Source organism: Flectobacillus roseus (assembly GCF_030056595.1).
GTDB lineage: Bacteria > Bacteroidota > Bacteroidia > Cytophagales > Spirosomataceae > Flectobacillus > Flectobacillus roseus.
Genome location: NZ_JASHIF010000002.1, coordinates 567,804 through 586,315, shown reverse-complemented (window position 1 = coordinate 586,315; position 18,512 = coordinate 567,804). Strand labels below are relative to the sequence as shown.

The window sequence follows — 18,512 nt, the reverse complement described above, 5'->3', positions numbered from 1 at the left end:
TTAATTCTATCTTTCAAAAAGAGAATCGCAAGAAAGGTGTATCCTATTCAGTATTGATTCTTAAAATTACTATAATTTACTACGGCTTTAAATATGACATTGAAAATTTTTAACTTTTTATTGTTTTATTCTAAAAGGACAAATACTTACAGAATTCACCCCTTAGCCACAACTCCAATTAAATTGAATTTTCATCAATTAATTATAATATTCAACTTTTATTGAAATTTTAAATATTAATCTATAAAGTTTATAGGATATATAGTTTATATTGTATACCTTTGTAATATCAAACAAGCAAGAATAACTCATCACGCTTTAAAGACCTAGATAGAATATGTTAGCTACGCAAAATAGATATGGATTGAATTGGGATGCTACGCTTCCTGTATATGTAGGCAAAAGAACTCCTAGACCTACCACTAAAATTGAATTAGGAAAAAGAATCAATCAAATAGAGTTTGATTATAAGAATTTAGTCGCTCAAAATTTACCCTATACCTTCATCCATCAAAACCCTGTACAACTTAAAAAATTGGTGGGTCGCAAGCCATTGGTGATAAGCTTTTTGTCGGCTGGTTGGAATGAATATGGTAGTAACCATTTGGAAAAACTACAACAAGTATATCAGGAGATTTTGGCAATTGGCGGTAATTTATTAGTGATTATAAATGCCAAAGCGGAAGAAGTTAGAGATTTCCAAAGACATTTTAATATTGGATTCAATCTTCTAGCAGATCCTGAACAAAAAATATCTAAAAGCCTAGGACTATTCCAAGAAGAGTATCCTGTGTGGGATTATGTTTCAGGTATTTCAGAAGATGTTCCTGTGCCCGCCACGATTGTCATCAATACCCAAGAAAAGGTGGTTTATTCATCTGTTGATGATAATTTTGATAAACCTTTTCAACCTACTGAAATGTTGGCAGCCGTTTTTGGTGCGAATAAAAATATTCCTGTGGTGATTCGCCAAGAGTTAGCAGCATAAGCCTTTTTATCCTATTGATTGAAGGTTTTTTTAGTCAACACTTTTGAGTCAATAATATTCAAAAGGTATGATTGAGAACAACTAATTATTAACAAACTAAAATTCATTTTTTTTGACCTATTAGTATATAAAATCTATAGACTATAATGAATAAATCAACAGAATCCATAACTGATGATTTTTTAGACAAATCTGAATTAGGCATACGATTTTTATTATCTGTAGTCGTAATCATCATTATTGTATTAATTGGATTTAGCGTATATTATTGGGGGTTACCTGATTGTTAGATAGTATTATTAAGTGAAAAAATTGGTTGGTGCTCCAAGACATTCAACATGTATAAAGAATTGCTGGTGGCATTTCAAGCAAAGAATGGGTGGTTTCATACTTCTTGAGTGCCGCCACCTAACAATAGTGAAATCATTGAGATTGTTTTTGGAGAATTGTACTCGGCATTGGGCATTGCCCTCGTCGGCAGCCCAATGGAAGAGTCTTTTTAACCAATATTCACATAAAATGATTTTTACCCATATAAATAGAATTGAATAGTACCTCACTGTTGAGACAGATACCTCTATTTCAACAAAATTAATTATCACTCAAAACTCATTTATAAAATCCTATGCACACTAAATATTTGGCATTTGCTATTCCACTGTTTTTAGTTTTCATGGGGCTTGAATATTTTCTTTCTAAGGTACAAGGAAAGAAATTTTATAAATTCAAGGATACCATAGCAAACTTAAATGTAGGTATTGCCGAACGTCTGATTGACTGCTTTAGTATCGGTATATTCTACTTTTACTATGACTACTTGCAAAAGAATCTTGGTTTTTTTGATATCAAATCAGGCGTCTTTTCTTGGATTGCCCTACTCCTGCTTACTGATTTATTGTGGTATTGGTATCACAGATTGGGTCATGAAGTAAATATTTTGTGGAGTGTGCACATTGTACATCATCAAAGTGAGGAATTCAATTTTACGGTTTCGGCTCGTATTACAATTTTTCAGGCTATTGCTAGAACCTTTTTCTGGTCGATATTACCAATTATTGGTTTCAATGCCGATATGATTAGCATTGTGCTTTTGATTCATGGCATATATCCATTCTTTACGCACACACGCACTGTTGGGAAGTTAGGGTTTTTGGAATACATTTTCGTAACGCCTTCACACCATCGCGTGCATCATGCTAGTAATGAGCAATATTTAGATAAAAACTATAGCGATATGTTTATCTTTTGGGATAAGCTGTTTGGGACTTTTGCTGAAGAAATAGAAGAGCCTGTTTATGGCTTGACAAAACCTCTTAAAAGTTATAGTTTTCTATGGCAACATTTTCATTACATGATTGAGTTGGCCTACGCATTTAAGCATGCCCAAACTATCAAAGAGCGATTCAGGATTTTATTCGACAAACCTGAGTCACTTGACCCAAGGATTCGGGAAGAGTTAGAAAAGAGATTTATCATTCAGTTTAACGAAGATCACAACAGCAAACGTGTTTATACTTATGTGGTCGTTCAAATGATTTCGTTGCTCATTGGGCTATTTGTCATCATTTATTTTCTGGACAGTATCAGTATTACCTCACAAATACTCTGGGCTTTTTTCATCTTAATATCGTTAATTAACTGCGGGGCACTATTAGAGCAAAAACGTTGGATTATTTATTTGGAAGCTATTCGTCTTTTCATTGTTGGATTGCTTATTCAATTGAACTATCCGAGCACCGAGATATTCTATGCTATAGCTATCCTTGGATTGGTTATCATTGCTTTTGCCAAAACCCTTAAAAACCAATACTTCAAGCTTATCTTCGGATAAGCTTGAGTGACAAATCTTTTTCTCACATTATAAACTTCATTATTGTCATGGAATATATTTTATCATTACGCAAAGAATTCTCTTTTGGCAAAACACTTCGTTATTTGGAATCTTCATTAATGTGGGCAATTGTCACTGTCGTATATGCAGGTTTGATCATTCTCCTTGGAAATCATTATTTTGGTGGGTAGTAATTGAGTAAATGAGTGATTTTTACGCTAGGTCTTATCAATGGAAACGCATTGTCTTACCTTTAAAGATATATTATGTTTGAATTTGTCATCAATAAATGCGGTCGAAAAACTAATTTCGACCGCATTTATTGATTTTAATATACTGGATGACACATATTTAGATGAAAAGCATTACATCTCTACAAGTAAAATTCATATTAAAAAATCACTCATTCTTTCAATCACAATTCACTCAATTTAGTTCTTACAACCCTTACAAACTAGCTGTAGTCAGTTGTCCAGAAATGGTCACCGAACCTCTCGAAATTCCTCCATTGAAAGTTCCCCCGTTGTAAAAGCCTCCAATATTAGTACCTCCATTTTCACCCCCAGAGAAAACATTATAAGTTGTCCCATTTTTGAGGGTTGGAGAAGAATACACAAAATAGTAGGCCGCACGAGTTGGAATAAAAGTAAACAATGGGTTGCCAGCTGCATCAATTAACGAAAATGGATTTCCACCAGCGTAACCGACTGTAAATTTCAAAAATACAGTTGGTTGTGTCGAACCAGCAGATGTTGCTTTGGCTACCGAAGTATTATTAGGTCCACCTGCAATAAACACCCCACCTGTAATATTAAAAGTACCATTGTAATCAAAAGCAACCGTCGTAGACAAAGTTGTACCATGCACGATAACCGTACCGCCTGATTGAGCGATGCTACCATTACTATCAATACATTCTCCTCCCGATGAACTAACAATGACTGTTCCGCCAGTAATGGTTAACAAACTACCGTCATTGGTTGTACCGTCGGTTGTCGTACTTGTATAGATACTGTCGTCTGAAGAAATTACCGAAATGTATCCAGCATTAATAGTTATTTTTGGCGCAGAAAGACCATCAATAGAAGTGGTAACATAAACAGAACCACCATTTACAGTAATCGAAGCTCCAGATTTAATGGCATCATTGGTAGAAGAAATGGTTAAATACCCCCCATTGATGGCGATAGAACCCGTCCCAACAAATGTACTAGCTTCTGAGGTCTCGGTCGTGCTGTACGTGTAGGTAGCTCCAGAAGTTGTAAGAGTAATTGTTCCTCCTGTAACGGTCGACACACCATCAACGATAATTCCTTTACCACCTACTCCTGTATTGCTAATTGAAATTGTTCCATCCTGAATGGCCAAGTTGCCTCCACAACTAATACCCGAAGACGGAACAGTAGCCTTATCTGTAGTATTGTAATAAGATGCCCCACCTGTCAAAATAGTAAGTTTACCAGCTGTTAGCTTCACGTCGCCACTGGTTTTTATACCTTTACAACCATTTCCAGAAGTATACAAAGCGACCGTTGCGTCGGATGAATTGAGACTTAGATAGCTATTACTATTGATAGCTTTTACCTTTTCGCCAGAGGCATTGATCGTAAGTGTTCCTCCTGTGATTTGAACGTATGGAAGTATTGTTGTATCTGTTCCTGTATAACTCGTGGTAATCCCGTCGCTACTAGCGGTGATACCCATTGCGCCTCCCGAAATAGAAACAAATCCAGCTTCGGATTCAACGCCACTTTCAGTAGCTACAAGAGTAATATTCCCTCCTGACATTTGGAAATTATGATAAGCATGAATCGCATCCGCTGCCGCTTGTGTAACAGAAATTGTTCCACCTAGCATATTGATATTGTCGTCACTAACTATGGCATGTTTGTTACTGGCATAAATCAAAAGACTACCTGCACCAGTAAAATCTAATGTTCCTTCACTAAAAAATGTTCCCTTTTGATCTTCGGTACTTGTTGCATAATTAGCGCCATCAATCAGGCGGTTTACAGTACCTCCAACCAAGGTAACTATGGCTTTTTTACTAGACTGAATATTGATAGCTGGGCCATCGGTATTGACCAAACTTGTACCATTGAGAACCAAATTAAAGTCGGCATCGCTGTAAATCTTTAAACTCGCATTTGTACTTTGCCCAGAAATCACATAGCTAATGGGAGTACTATTATTTGTTGACTTTACTACTACATCACCATTTGTTACCGTGACCGCTACCCCACTCGAAATATTGTTAGTAATAGTTGGTGTAGTACCATCGTAATCAATCAGAACCGCATTGGCGATGGTAGTATCCTTGGTATTGGTAGTGATGTCTGCTACATCGACGGTAGCATCTGTAACATCGTCAGTAGTATTACAAGCTACCAATGAAAGGCTAAGAAATAAGGCAGAAAATAGTCTTACTGCAATTTTTAAGTGTTTGTTATTCATAATCTCCTCGTATTGGTGTTTCGTTTCGGACAGTGATTTGTTTAGATTTGATAATTTTCAGACCGATTTTTAAAAATAAAAACCTCTACAACCTCAGAGACCCTTTTTTTTAACTGAACGTTACTTCATTTTTGCGTTTTTTTAGAATCAGTCTAAGCAAAGGCATTTTTTGTCGACTAAACCCCTAATTATTTCAATTTCCCCCCATAATTGGCGAATCTCTCCCCTGTCTCTAGAAATTGTACTTTTTACTTTTGTTATTGTAAAACCTTTAATAAATATGAAAAAAACGATTTATTTAGTTGGGGCACTTGTAGTAGTTGGTTTGCATTCGTGTAAAAGTGTTCAACAAAAAAACATAGACCTTACTGTTAAGCCTGGCGCTATTTGGCAAGACACCAATCAGGAAGTAATCAATGCGCATGGTGGCGGGCTCTTGAAACGTGGAAAAAACTACTACTGGTACGGCGAAATTCGTGGAAAATCAGCCTCAGAAGGTGTGTCAGTTTATAGCTCTAAAGACTTGGTTCATTGGGAAAATAAGGGAGTCGCTTTATCCAAATCCAAAGATTCGACCAGTGAGATCGCCGTAGGTGGCTTGATGGAAAGACCCAAAGTAATTTTTAATGAAAAGACGAAAAAGTATGTGATGTGGTTTCACTTGGAATTGCCCCGACAGGGATACAAAGCAGCTCGCGCAGGTATCGCGGTGAGCGATAATCCTTTGGGTCCATTTACATATCTAAAAAGCTTTAGACCCAACGGCAATATGTCGAGAGATATGACACTATTTGTCGACGATGATGGCTCGGCGTATCATATTTACTCTTCTCGTGAAAATTATGATTTAAGAGTCGTAAAGCTGACGGCTGATTACTTGGACGTGACCAAAGAAGATACCTTGTTGTTTAGCAAGCACCGTGAAGCCCCTGCGATTTTCAAAAAAGATGGTAAATATTTTCTTATCACCAGCGGATGCACGGGTTGGGATCCCAATGCGGCTACCCTCCATTCGGCAAACTCTATTTTTGGTCCATGGAAATTAGAAGGCGACCCGATGCGTGGTCCAATGGCCGAAAAAACATTTGATGGGCAATCAACTTATATTTTGACAGTGGATTCAAAGAAAAATCAGTATATCTTTATGGCAGACCGTTGGAAACCCAAAGACTTGAAAGACAGTCGCTATTTATGGCTTCCTATTTCTTTTGAAAATGGGATTCCTCTTGTTCTGTGGCAAAATGAATGGAAAATAAAGTAAGATAGTTTATGGGCAAAATTAAATTATTGAGCTTTCGGCTGTCAGCTATGGGCGCTCGGCAAAATGTTTCTATGGTTTCCTAAGAATCATAATCAAGCTTTTAGCCTCAAGCCAAATAATGCAATTTTATTTTGCATTATTACTGAAGAACCAGTTTTCACTGAAATCATGTATATAAAACGTGTTAAAATGTCATTTTTAAAAAAATCATTCTTCTGCTTACTACTTTCAAATTTTCTGATTGTTGGTAGTTTACAAGCTCAAAAAGTAAAAACAATTCCCGTTGGAAAAGCTTGGGCCAACAATTCGGTTAACGCAGTTATTTTTCGTAAAAACTCTTTGGTCAGTTACAAAGACTACCAATTCATTGCCTATTATAACGAAACAGGCAATGTAGTTTTGGGAAAAAGAAAATTAACAAGTAAAAATTGGGAACTCAAAACGACCGACCTAAAAGGAAATGTATCAGACGCTCACAACTGTATAAGCATTATGGTCGATGGCAAGGGCTATTTGCATATAGCTTGGGACCATCATAATCACCCTTTGCACTATGCAAAAAGTAAAAATCCTTTATCCTTAGAATTGGACGCTCCAACCTCAATGACTGGTGAAACCGAAAAGAGTGTCAGCTATCCTGAATTTTACCGAATGCCCAACGGAAATCTGCTTTTCTTCTACAGAAATGGCGCTTCTGGGAAAGGAAATTTAGTGGTCAAAAGTTATGATATTGCCACCAGCAAATGGTCGATGGTGCATGAAAATCTAATTGATGGCGAAGGTAAAAGAAGTGCTTATTGGCAGGCTTTTGTCGATGCCAAAAGCAATATCCATATCTCTTGGGTATGGCGTGAAAGTGCCGATGTAGCCAGTAATCATGATATGGCCTATGCTTGCTCGAAAGATGGCGGGAAAACTTGGCAAAAGACTTCAGGAGAAAAGTACCAACTCCCTATCAATGCCTCTAATGCTGAATATGCCTGCAAAATCCCGCAAAATAGTGAGCTCATCAACCAGACTTCAATGGTCGCTGACCAAGCGGGTAATCCCTACATCGCAACTTACTTCAGACCAGAAGGAAGTAAAGTACCACAATATCATCTTATTCATTTTGATGGAAAATGGCATACTCAATCGCTTGGATTCAGAACACAAGCATTTAGTTTGAGTGGTATGGGTACCAAAAAAATTCCGATTGCCCGTCCACAATTGGTAGCATGGTCAAACAACGGAAAACTTTCAGCGATGGTCGTTTTTAGAGATGAAGAAAGAGGAAGTAAGGCTTCTGTAGCATTAAACACAGATTTGAACCATACTACATGGAAGGTAAAAGATTTGTCTGATACGTATGTAGGTTCGTGGGAACCGTCTTTTGATACTGAGCTTTGGAAGAATAAACAACAGTTACATTTATTTGTTCAGCCCGTAGAGCAAGCAGACGGCGAGGGCAAAACCAATACACCTCCGCAATTAGTACAGGTATTTGAGTTAAAGTTGTAAAATAAAAATCGGTTGTTTTCTCTGAAAGAAAGCAACCGATTTGATTATTACCACAAAATCTCTAAAAAACACCTTGTTTACCTACCTTTCTTTGGTAATTTTGTAGCAGAACAAAAATATTTTTATGAAGTACTTGGGAATTAATATCGACAAAATAACCCCACTACAGGCTCGTTACGCTCGTAACGCAGTGCTCGTGGCGATTGTCTGTATTATGGCAGCCCAAGGGTTGGTAATTCATTTATTGGCTTTCTCCTTATCTGCCAATGAAGAATTTAATCAAGGGGTAATTCATACCGAAAGTACGATTGCTAAGACTCAACAAACTTGGAAACAAGAGCTTCAATTACTACTGGATTATAGCACTGAAAAATCTAACTCAGAGCAAAAATCTTCTAGACCCTCTACTATTACCATTGCCTTTAATCTTTTTGTAGAAAAAGTTGGGATAGACCTGCCCAAGCCTAAATACCAATGTTTATCTATCGAAAACCACTTTTCTTATAATAATCTCTACCATCACCTTCATCACCAGCGGATTATCCATCCTCCGTGTTTTGTCTAATTTTTTATCTTTCAGGTTTCTTTCAGCTTCACAAACCATCAATATGGCTTGTTGAATAGTTGTATTCTTTTTTTCAAAAATATACGCTAGGAACCTCCTACATTTATTGGCTAACTCTTAGGATTGTGCTTGCAATCTTGTAAAACTATTACATCATGGATAACATGATGCAATAGAAAAGTACGTCCTTTTGTGGCCTAATTATTCCATATTAAAAAGACAAACAGATGGATTTTCCCATATTTCATTTAGACTTCATGGGCGACAGGCTACTTATTGCCATTATCGCCGTATTGCACGTATTAATCAATCATGGTCTTGCCGTTGGATTTATTCCATTGGTGACTTGGATAGAATATCTTGGTTTTAAAAAAGGAGGACAAAACGCCATTGTAAACAACGAATGGGATCAATTGGCATATCGTCTCATGACGGTTGCTTTTATCATTACCACTACCATTGGTGCCATGACAGGCGTTGGTATCTGGTTTGCCTCTTCGTTGGTCAATCCTGCCTCTATTGGCTCACTCATTAGGGTTTTCTATGGTGCATGGTTTGTAGAATGGATTGTATTCGTGACTGAGGTAGTCTTGATTTTGTTGTATTACCTTTCTTGGAAACGTTCATTAGTGAGTATTGAGGCCAAAGCCAAGCATATCAAATTGGGCGTAGCACTTAGTATATTCTCATGGATTACCATGTCTATTATTGTATCTATATTAGGGTTTATGATGGACACTGGAAGCTGGGTCGAAAATAAAACCTTTATTGCTGGTTTTACTAATCCGATTTATATTCCACAGCTATCATTTAGAACACCACTTGCCGCTTTAATGGCAGGAGCTTTGGGATTATTTTTAACAAAGTTATTCACTAAAAATGGTTCAGATTTCCAAAAAGCATCTACCAAAAAAATTGCACAGTGGATGTTGCTAACGCTACCATTTATGCTGATAGGTGCATTGGCCTATTACTTCAAAATTCCAGAACTGATGATTGGCAACTTGCCGGTAGCTGTAGGGACAATGGATTTTCAATCATGGTATGATTTATTGGTAAAATTCATTTTTGGTGCTCTAACCACTGTCCTATTGGTCGCAGGAGTAATCTTTTTCAAACCAAATTTCAAAATACCAACAGCAGTTTATATCCTACCAGTCATTGGAATGCTCGGTTTCGCAGGGATTTTTGAACGTATTCGTGAGTTTATTCGCAAACCTTATGTGATAGGTAACTATATGTACTCTAATACTTTGCGAAAAGACGAGTACCCGCTTTTCAAAAGGGACGGTGTATTAGCTCATGCTACTTATTCACCTGTTAAAGAAGTTACGGATGAAAATAAACTGGTGGCGGGCGAACAGGTATTTATGATTTCATGTAGCCGTTGTCATACCACACACGGTATCAACTCGGTGGTGGACAAATTTGTAAACATGTATAGTTTGAAAGCAGGTGAAAAATTGAATGGAGATTTGATGAAAAACTATATCAAGCATATCGAGAATGCGAGATATTTTATGCCTCCTTTTCCTGGAAATGAGGCGGAGCTTGGCGCTTTGGTCGAGTATATCAAACATCTTCAGGAAGACGGGACGCCTATCGACAATCAGGCAACGTCGATGAGGTAATTCGCTCATTCATAAAACTTATTCATTTTTCATTCACTTAGCTTTTAACAATCATGTTTAATCATATTTTGCTTCAAACCCCAGTTCCTCGTGATTTGCCTTTGGATTTACCTTTACCAAAGGAAGTCTTGATTGTACTTTTGGTATTCTCGTTTTTGTTACATATTCTCTTTGTCAATCTGATGGTCGGAGGCAGTATTCTTACGCTTTGGAGTCAGATAAAAGGTCTAAAAGACAAGGATTATGATACATTGGCACATGAAATTGCCGAGACTATCACGGTAAACAAAAGTTTGGCAGTCGTATTAGGCGTAGCACCATTATTGAGTATCAACACTTTATATACCGTCTATTTTTACTCAGCCAATGCGCTGACAGGTATCTTTTGGATTTCAGTAATTCCATTGGTAACGGTGGCATTCTTATTGACTTACGCGCACAAGTATAGCTGGAAGGTTCTGGAAAATAATAAATCTCTGCATATCTCGATGATGGGATTATCAGTAGCCATTTTTCTTTTTATTCCGCTTATCTTTTTGGTAAATATCAATTTGATGCTTTTCCCAGAAAAATGGAATACCATTGAAGGCTTTGCTCATGCCTTGACATTACCCAATGTATTCCCAAGATATTTTCACTTCTTGTTGGCTTCTTTGGGTACTACTGGTCTCTTTATTTTCTGGTATTTTGGTCGAAAAAGCTATGATTTCGAAAGTCACTTTACGACACTTACTCGCTATGAGATTCGTAAAAAGGCTTATTCTTTAACCTTTGGCGCTTCGGCAGCACAGTTTATTATTGGTCCTGTGGTCTTGTTGACCTTGCCGACCAAAGGGTTTAGTTGGCATCTAATTTTCACGATTGGGACAGGCGTCATCTTCGCTCTGCCTGCCATGTATTGGATTTGGAAAGGTATTACTGGAAAAGCCGAAGATATTGCCAACAATTTCTGGAAAGTAGCCCTTACACTTGGTTTGACGATTACGTTCATGGGCTCAGGACGCCATATTTACCGTGCAACGGCTTTAGCACCGCATCAAAAATTAGTGGAGGCAAAAACTATTGCTTATCAGAAAGAGGTAAAAAAAGCGACGGAAGAAATGAAAAATGCTCCTGCCGAAAAACCCTCTTCTGACAATGCTGGAGAAGCCATTTTCCAAGCAAAATGTAGCGCTTGTCATGCCGTGGATGTAAAAGTAGTAGGTCCTCCAATCAAGGAAATGGTCAGTATTTATAAAAACGATGTCAAAGGATTACACGATTGGATTTTGAAGCCTGGCAAAAAACGCCCTGATTATCCACAAATGCCAGCTTTAGGATTAAGTGAGCAGGAAATCAACGATGTTTCTAAATACATTTTGGAACAAAAGTAGTCTGTTTCCTTAGAGAAATTTCCCTAAAAATGCGGGCAAATATCTGATAAGTTTTGCCCGCACACTTACTCAAAATCATTTTTCACATAATCATTTTACCCATATGATACTCGTATTATCTATAGGAATAGCGGTGGTAACACTAGCCATTTTATATACCATGTTTGAGATACAAATTAATATTACTTCTCTCGAAAAAATGGATCATATTCTTTCGAAAAAGTTAAAGGCTTTTGCGCATGAAAAAGAAAAAGCCTAATTCAAAACATCTGAAAAGGTCATTCGGAGCATTGATTTTATTATTGATACTACTAGTGTCAATGATTTTTGTCCTTATTGTCGCACTGAAAGCTTCTTAAAGCTCATTGAGTGATTATTTATCTCCATTCCGCTCGTAGAGACGCAATGATTGCGTCTCCATGAGGTGTTACTTTGAAATATAGTATCAAAAAAGGCGGTCGAAATTAGTTTTTCAACCGCCTTTTTAATGCTAAAACCCTTGAAGATATCCTGTATTAATACTTACTTATTAGATTTTTTTCAGGATCCAATCTTTTCATCAGCTCCGTAGGAGCGACAGTTTGGTAGTAGAGAATAATTCGCCTGAACGGTTAAAAGAGCGCCGTAGGTGCGACAGAATTCAAGATTTTGGCTTTCTGTCGCACCTACGGCGCTCAAAAAATGTTTTCTCATTAATTTATTAAACTTTATTTTGCATTAATACGCTCTAAGCTTTATGCATTTAGCCAAACAGTTTCCTAGAATTCATGGGGAATATTTTTACCAAAAGCCCATTGCTGAAAGCCGAAAGCCAAATAGTTAAATTTTATTTTGCCCACTTACCTATCTTAGACGCAATCATTGCGTCTCTACTAGTTTCATATTAATGATAATCACTCATCGCCACTCACTCAATATTTCACTCTAAAACCAATTTCTGAGAAATTCGGTCTTTACTGGATTGAAACCAGACCAGATATACTCCTCGAGTCAAGTCGGCCGTTGAGACCTTGGTTGACTCCTTGAATGAACTTTCGAAAACAACATTACCTAGCATATCTACCAGCTTCACCTCTACTTCTCCTTGTAGTGTGCTTTTTAAGGTAACAAAATCTTTGGCTGGGTTCGGAAAAGCAGACAAACTTTGACTTATTTCTCCATCAAAACCTAAAGGCATGGCTAAGGCAACTTTTAGCTGAGCATAATTGGTACAGCTATTACTCCCCCACGCACGAACGGTATATGTGCCATTGTAAGCGGCAGTCACATTCTCAATGATGGGGTTTGCATTGGTTGAGGTAAATTGATTGGGACCTTGCCAGAAATAATTTACCCCGCCCGAAGCCGTTAATGTCAGGGTATGATTGACAAGATCTTCATTAAAATTCGCTTCAATTTTTGGTGAAGGTTTCACCAACAGAACTGTTTTGGCAGTATTGGTACAGCCATTATCATCAGTTACTTTGATGCTATAAGTCCCTGAATTTTCAGTCTGGGATTTACTAAATACAATCGAGCTATTGGAAGAAGAAAAACCGTTTGGTCCTGACCACTGGTAAGTACTTCCGCCACGAACACTTATCTGAGCGGGTTCGCCTGCACAGGTGGTATCACCCATGGCAGATACCGCTGGCAGAGTAGCAATTTTCCCTATCAGGGTATCTTTTGACAACAAACCCGTGGTTATTCCTCGTAAACTTACTTGAAAAACACCTGTCCCAAATCTTGGAGATAAATCTGTGATACGATACGTTTGAGTACCGATTAACTCCTGTTTTAGTGGTTTAATGGTTTGGGAAACACCATTTGCCAATTTTACCTGCATCACAAAACTTTCTGAATTGGCAATTTCTCCAAAGACCTTTGCTTCCAATTTAATCGAGTCGCTTGCGCATACCGTCTGAATACCTGATGACTGGAATTTTACAATAGGTATTACATTGACGGTTGTATTTGAAGGCAAACTCGAACAACCGCTATTTTCACAAATAGCAGCATACGTCGTCGTCACTGTAGGATTTACTATCAAAGTAGCAGAACTAGACGTTTTTTGTTGAGAACCTTCTACCTTATTTGACCAACTCCAAGTGACCTGAGAACAACCTTGAGCGGTTAGCTGTACTTGCTGACCATATTCAATAGAAGGACTTTGAGCGGTTAATTTGGGTTGGTTTGGCGCACCAGAACAAGCATTATATCTTATCAAAAAATTAGGATATTGAAACCAAATATTCCCTTTTACATCCGCCAACATCTTACTTAGCCCTGTGGTACTCAAAACAATATTGCCTGTTTTCGACCATGTTTGATCAGCATATTTAAAGATATTGCCACTATCATAAACATAAATATTGTTTTGAGCATCTTCGGCGATATAGTTTGGTTTCAGAAACGAAGCATAATTCTGTACTTCCCAAGCACCTTCCGAATATCGGAGGACTCTCCCATTTTGTAATAGCCACAAAACACCTTTACTATCCATAAAAGTCTGATTAATAGCACTTGAAAGTTGTGGCACATCTGACTTCGTAAAGGTTTTTACTTGCTTGGTAGCCATATCATATTGCCAAAGCTCTCTACTTTGCGAGTTGTATTTATAAACCTCCACCCACATCGTATTCTGATTCCAAACTGGTGTTTGAAAATAGACATTTGACTCGGTGCTTTTGTAGGTAAAAAGCGTTTTTAAACTATCTTTTTCAATTTTCCCAAAAACCGAAGCACCCTGCACATCCGAATATCCATAAAACAACTGATTAGCATAGTCGAACTTCGATGGGGAAATATTGTCGGGATTTGACAACTCTACCGAAGAAAGCATTTTTCCCGTAACAGGATCTAACTTTCTGAGCGCATACACCAACGAACTACTTGGCAAAAGTCTTTTTCCCAACAATTGAATCGTTTTGATGGTTGGGTCACCTCCTGAAAGTGACAAACCGTAATTTTGATTCCCAATAGCACCTGTTGTATTGGCATGATCAAAGGTTTTGACCTGAAGATTATTGACTTGAATGGTAAAAATTCCTCGCGCATTTTGTGCCACGATTTCGTTTTCTCGCATCTCAACTGCATTGATAGAATTCGCCAAATCAGGGTTCTTATCTTTACCAAAATATGCCACCTGCGCTCCTTGAGAAACGCCTTTGTACACAAAACTCGTTTGGGTCGTTGAGACCACTCCTTTCGGGATATTCAACAAATATTCTGGCTCATTATATATCTCCTCAACCTTTACAAAATAGGTTTGGTTACTTTGGAGTGAGTCCAACCAAAACGAATAAGTATAGCTAGATTTGGCTGCTATATTTTGAGTATTTTTAACACATAAAATCTTTTTAAAACTTGAATCACTCGCAACAGTCAATTTTATAATAGACTGATTATTAATGTAGTTACCTGAATATTCTAATACTTTCAGCGCAGAGTTTTCTGTCAAATAATTGGTAGAAATGTAATTATTTGGATTGCTAACTACTACATATTGCACCTCCGACCAAGCACTTTTGGTAGTGCCAACCACCGAACGAACACGCCATTTGAGCTGATTGGCATAATAATTCATTTTGGTCAACACCGAAGTGCTTGAAGAACTTGTCTGAAAAATAGGGTTTTTAAAATCTGCGTCTGAAAGTGCTGCTACCTGCACTTCGTAGGCAGAAGCATTAGGCACTGATGTGTAAGAGAGCGTAAAATTGGTCGATAAATTAGCCGTTGAAGTTAAAGGATATTGAGCAAAGGGGGGTAAAGTCGCATCGTTCGGAACATTCCAAACGGCATTGCTCCAATCAGAGCATCCGATACTGTTGCAAGCTTTGATGCGTAAGTAATTTTGACCTGTTCTTAAAAGCGAGGAACTCCACACACTTTTGTTGACGGTATCCGTTTTTTGCACTGTCGAAAAATTCGCAGAATTTGCCGATTGAACAATATAATAGTCGGCAGTAACTACAGGTTTCCAGTCGATTACAGCATGGCTTTGAAAATTATAATTAGCTGATAACACCGGACTTTCTGGCTTAGAAGTTGCTGAGGGCAAGTTATCCTTGGCATATTGCTGAATCACCGAGCGACAAAGTTCATGAAAAGTAGAAAGTCTGGGACCACAGTAACTCATAATGGTTCCAGCGGTAGTGTTAAGTGCGCCGTCATAGCATGAACCTTCTGAAGGAGTACAATAATCAAGCGGACCTTCGGGCCATTCGCAACTTTGCGTGTGAGGCACCCCGAAAGTATGCGCCAGTTCATGCGCCACTGTACCCAAACCTGCCTGTCCCCATGGCACTACGCCTTCGGTGCCACCCAAGTAGGCAATACCAGCAGCACCCTGCAAGCTTTTGGAAGTCATAAACAGCGCCTTATCAAACTGATTTGCGATGGCTCTAAATTCATTTTGGTAGTTCCAAGTAGAATTAAACAGCGCCAACAAATCATAAATATTGCGATTGCCTCGATACGGATCTTTTTGAGCGTCTTTCCAGATATGGATCACGGTAGGAACTAGCCGAACATTCATCTCCTTTTCGTAGACCTTTGATATCTGCGAGATGGCATTTATCACCTCCCTTTTGATATAGACAGAGTCCGAATCAAACTTTTCAAAAGTTTCGGAATCAATTTCTATCGCAAGGCGACAAATCCAAGAACCACTTTGCGTAGTTCGGGAAGCTTTGGAAGCTAGTATAAATTTTTGGGCATTTCTTACTCTACTTAGGGCATCAGCAGACATTTGAGAGTCATTTACTCCACAAGTTGGAGTCTCCTGAGTTTGTTGTGCAAATAAGAAAGGCGCAAACAATAGCAAATAAACAATGAGCGGTAGTTTATTCATAATTGTATTACCTCGACGGATTAAGTTAATTCTGACTATGCCATTGCGTTATGGCATTGTGATTCTAGTATTGGCGGATGCTGGAATGTCCAGATTTCGTCAAACTAACTTAAAAGGGCGTAGAATGGGAAAGTCAAACTTTGTCCCAAGCAAATCGAGGTATTTTAGATATAGATAGAAATTTTGTTGCAGAAAATTTCTAGCGCTTATATCCAGTCATGACCAGAACCTGTACTTGGCGGACTAAAGGTTTGGATTCCTGTTGACAATACAATTTGGGTAAATTTTCCTATGCGGGGAGAAATTTTCCATACTTGTAATGTTGTATTCAATTAGAAAAAAGCCGTTTGCGTTACGTCCATTTTCTTAAGTAAAAATCCCGCATTTTTTATGCCAAAAATCCAAGTATCAACCAAATAGGTCTATTATTCTTGGATAACTACAAAATAATTAAATCGTAACGCTCATATTTCGGAAAATAAAATAGTTCGTCTCTGTAAAATATTCTTCATTTAGCTAAATTGGCTTTTTTAACAAGTTTTTGGACATAAAAAAAGTCGGTATTTTTAGCAATACCGACTGAGTGTTTTGAGCATGTTTAAATTTTATAAGTCATTGGAAATTAAAAGTATGTATTTGTTTTCCTGAAATCCTATTGTTTGAGCCGTAGGCGAGGTGGGTCGCCACTCGGATTAGGATTTCTTGACTTTCTTTTGCGGCCGCCGCGCGGTTACTTTTCTTGTGCCAGACGGGCACGCCTAGCGAAGAAAAGTAAGGTGTAGCGAAAGGAAATTTTGTTTCATCTACGAATGCCAAAAAAAAATTTAAACACACCCTTACTTCATCAATTTCCAAAGTCTTTTGGCTATTATTTCGTAGCCTTTGTCTGAAGGATGTAAGCCATCATAAGTCATCGCAATAGACTCGACTGGATATGGATATTCGTCTTTTTCAGGATTAAAAGGCACATCGATAAAGTCTGGGAATGGATAATTTTTGTATTCCCCCGTTTGAGGATCTTTGAGTCTTTTGAAATTTACTAGGGTTTTATGAGCTAGTTCTTTCTCATGATACAAATCCAGAGACTTGTATCCCTCCTTTTTCGCAATAGCTTTAACTGCCTCCGCAAAAGCCTCCAACTGCTGGTTATTCTTGGCACGATATGAGCCAAAAGCATTATTTTTAGGATTAGCGATATACACAAAATCAACCCTTTGCATAGGCGTAATTAAGACTACTTTTGCCTCAGGATTTAGTTTTTTCAAGTAATCTACAATAATTCGGTAAGCCCCAAAGAAAGTATTAAAACCTGTATTATTTTCGTAGTCTTGTATCGAGCCAAGAGGTTTCCCTTGCCACCAGTCGTTGGTACCCAAAAAAACGGTGTAAACATCCGCTTTTACGATGTTCAAGGTTTCTATTTTCTCCGCGATTTTGACAGCCGTCCAACCATTATGACCTTGATTGATAAAGTTGAGTTCAGGATGTTCCTGAGTAATAAGGGTCATATATCCCTTTGTAATGCGATTGCCTGTCTGCTCGGGATGATCGTTCAGATAAGTAATAGAATCACCAATAGCCACCCACTGACGTTTTTCGGGAGCAAAGGACATTAAAATAACAATGAGCAATAAGAGAGGTAAGAATTTGTTTTTCATAATGATCGTTTTTGTCTAAAAGCGAAAAGTCTTATTTATCTAACCAAAAACTTCAGACGTATATCTATTAACGCAAGGACTTGTAAGAGGAAAAGGTATATTGACTTTAGTTAATAAAATCCAAAAATAACCCTAAAAATTTCCATTTCTTATTTTTCGGTAGTTTGAGGGAGTTAAATTTAATTAAATTGCAGGCTGACTTGTCCTTTAGTATAAGGAAAGGATTTGTAGTGCAAAAAGTACGACAAGAATAATAGAAAACTTATAAAGTACAAAAATATAAGAAAGTACTACAATACTTTCTTATATTTAGGAGTTATGCGAAATGCAAAAAATAAGTACGACAAATCTTTGGTAAAAGCACTTCGCCTAACATGTATTGGCTGCAACCCTATATTAGCAATATGTAACTTTTACCAA

At 37.7% G+C, this 18,512-nt stretch carries 12 protein-coding genes; 8 read left to right on the top strand and 4 right to left on the bottom strand.

Annotated elements, in window-relative coordinates; genetic code table 11:
* Positions 1 to 337: 337 nt before the first annotated feature.
* Both QM524_RS02575 and QM524_RS02570 read left to right on the top strand, forming a co-directional pair.
* Positions 338 to 988 carry a redoxin domain-containing protein gene (locus QM524_RS02575; protein WP_283343350.1) on the top strand — a complete coding sequence of 217 codons (651 nt, stop codon included), beginning with the start codon at positions 338 to 340 and terminating at the stop codon, positions 986 to 988.
* 625 nt (positions 989 to 1,613) lie between these two features.
* Positions 1,614 to 2,819 (top strand): sterol desaturase family protein, encoded by a 1,206-nt coding sequence (locus tag QM524_RS02570; RefSeq protein WP_283343349.1) that lies wholly within the window; start codon positions 1,614 to 1,616, stop codon positions 2,817 to 2,819.
* A gap of 447 nt (positions 2,820 to 3,266) precedes the next feature.
* On the opposite strand, the gene QM524_RS02565 is transcribed toward QM524_RS02570, so the two are convergent.
* Positions 3,267 to 5,273, bottom strand: a complete 2,007-nt coding sequence (locus QM524_RS02565) for a carbohydrate-binding domain-containing protein (protein WP_283343348.1) — start codon at positions 5,271 to 5,273, stop codon at positions 3,267 to 3,269.
* A gap of 280 nt (positions 5,274 to 5,553) precedes the next feature.
* Between QM524_RS02565 and QM524_RS02560 the strand changes: the two genes are divergently transcribed.
* From QM524_RS02560 to QM524_RS02535, 6 genes are all read left to right on the top strand, one after another.
* Positions 5,554 to 6,534, top strand: a complete 981-nt coding sequence (locus tag QM524_RS02560) for a glycoside hydrolase family 43 protein (RefSeq protein ID WP_283343347.1) — start codon at positions 5,554 to 5,556, stop codon at positions 6,532 to 6,534.
* 189 nt (positions 6,535 to 6,723) lie between these two features.
* Positions 6,724 to 8,034 (top strand): BNR repeat-containing protein, encoded by a 1,311-nt coding sequence (locus tag QM524_RS02555; protein WP_283343346.1) that lies wholly within the window; start codon positions 6,724 to 6,726, stop codon positions 8,032 to 8,034.
* A gap of 124 nt (positions 8,035 to 8,158) precedes the next feature.
* Positions 8,159 to 8,599 carry a hypothetical protein gene (locus tag QM524_RS02550; protein WP_283343345.1) on the top strand — a complete coding sequence of 147 codons (441 nt, stop codon included), beginning with the start codon at positions 8,159 to 8,161 and terminating at the stop codon, positions 8,597 to 8,599.
* Between the two features lie 227 nt (positions 8,600 to 8,826).
* Positions 8,827 to 10,230, top strand: a complete 1,404-nt coding sequence (locus tag QM524_RS02545; protein ID WP_283343344.1) for a cytochrome c — start codon at positions 8,827 to 8,829, stop codon at positions 10,228 to 10,230.
* A gap of 53 nt (positions 10,231 to 10,283) precedes the next feature.
* A complete protein-coding gene (locus QM524_RS02540; protein WP_283343343.1) occupies positions 10,284 to 11,603 on the top strand; it encodes a c-type cytochrome in 1,320 nt (439 codons plus the stop codon).
* A 103-nt stretch (positions 11,604 to 11,706) separates the two neighbouring features.
* Positions 11,707 to 11,862, top strand: coding sequence for a hypothetical protein (locus tag QM524_RS02535; RefSeq protein ID WP_283343342.1), 156 nt, complete (start codon positions 11,707 to 11,709; stop codon positions 11,860 to 11,862).
* A 660-nt stretch (positions 11,863 to 12,522) separates the two neighbouring features.
* On the opposite strand, the gene QM524_RS02530 is transcribed toward QM524_RS02535, so the two are convergent.
* The 3 genes from QM524_RS02530 to QM524_RS02520 form a co-directional block, all read right to left on the bottom strand.
* Positions 12,523 to 16,434 carry a M12 family metallo-peptidase gene (locus QM524_RS02530; RefSeq protein WP_283343341.1) on the bottom strand — a complete coding sequence of 1,304 codons (3,912 nt, stop codon included), beginning with the start codon at positions 16,432 to 16,434 and terminating at the stop codon, positions 12,523 to 12,525.
* A 206-nt stretch (positions 16,435 to 16,640) separates the two neighbouring features.
* On the bottom strand, positions 16,641 to 16,766 hold the full coding sequence (locus QM524_RS02525) for a hypothetical protein (protein WP_283343340.1): 126 nt from the start codon (positions 16,764 to 16,766) through the stop codon (positions 16,641 to 16,643).
* Between the two features lie 504 nt (positions 16,767 to 17,270).
* Positions 17,271 to 18,092: an SGNH/GDSL hydrolase family protein gene (locus QM524_RS02520; protein WP_283343339.1), complete on the bottom strand. Its 822-nt coding sequence runs from the start codon at positions 18,090 to 18,092 to the stop codon at positions 17,271 to 17,273.
* Between the last annotated feature and the right edge of the window lie 420 nt (positions 18,093 to 18,512).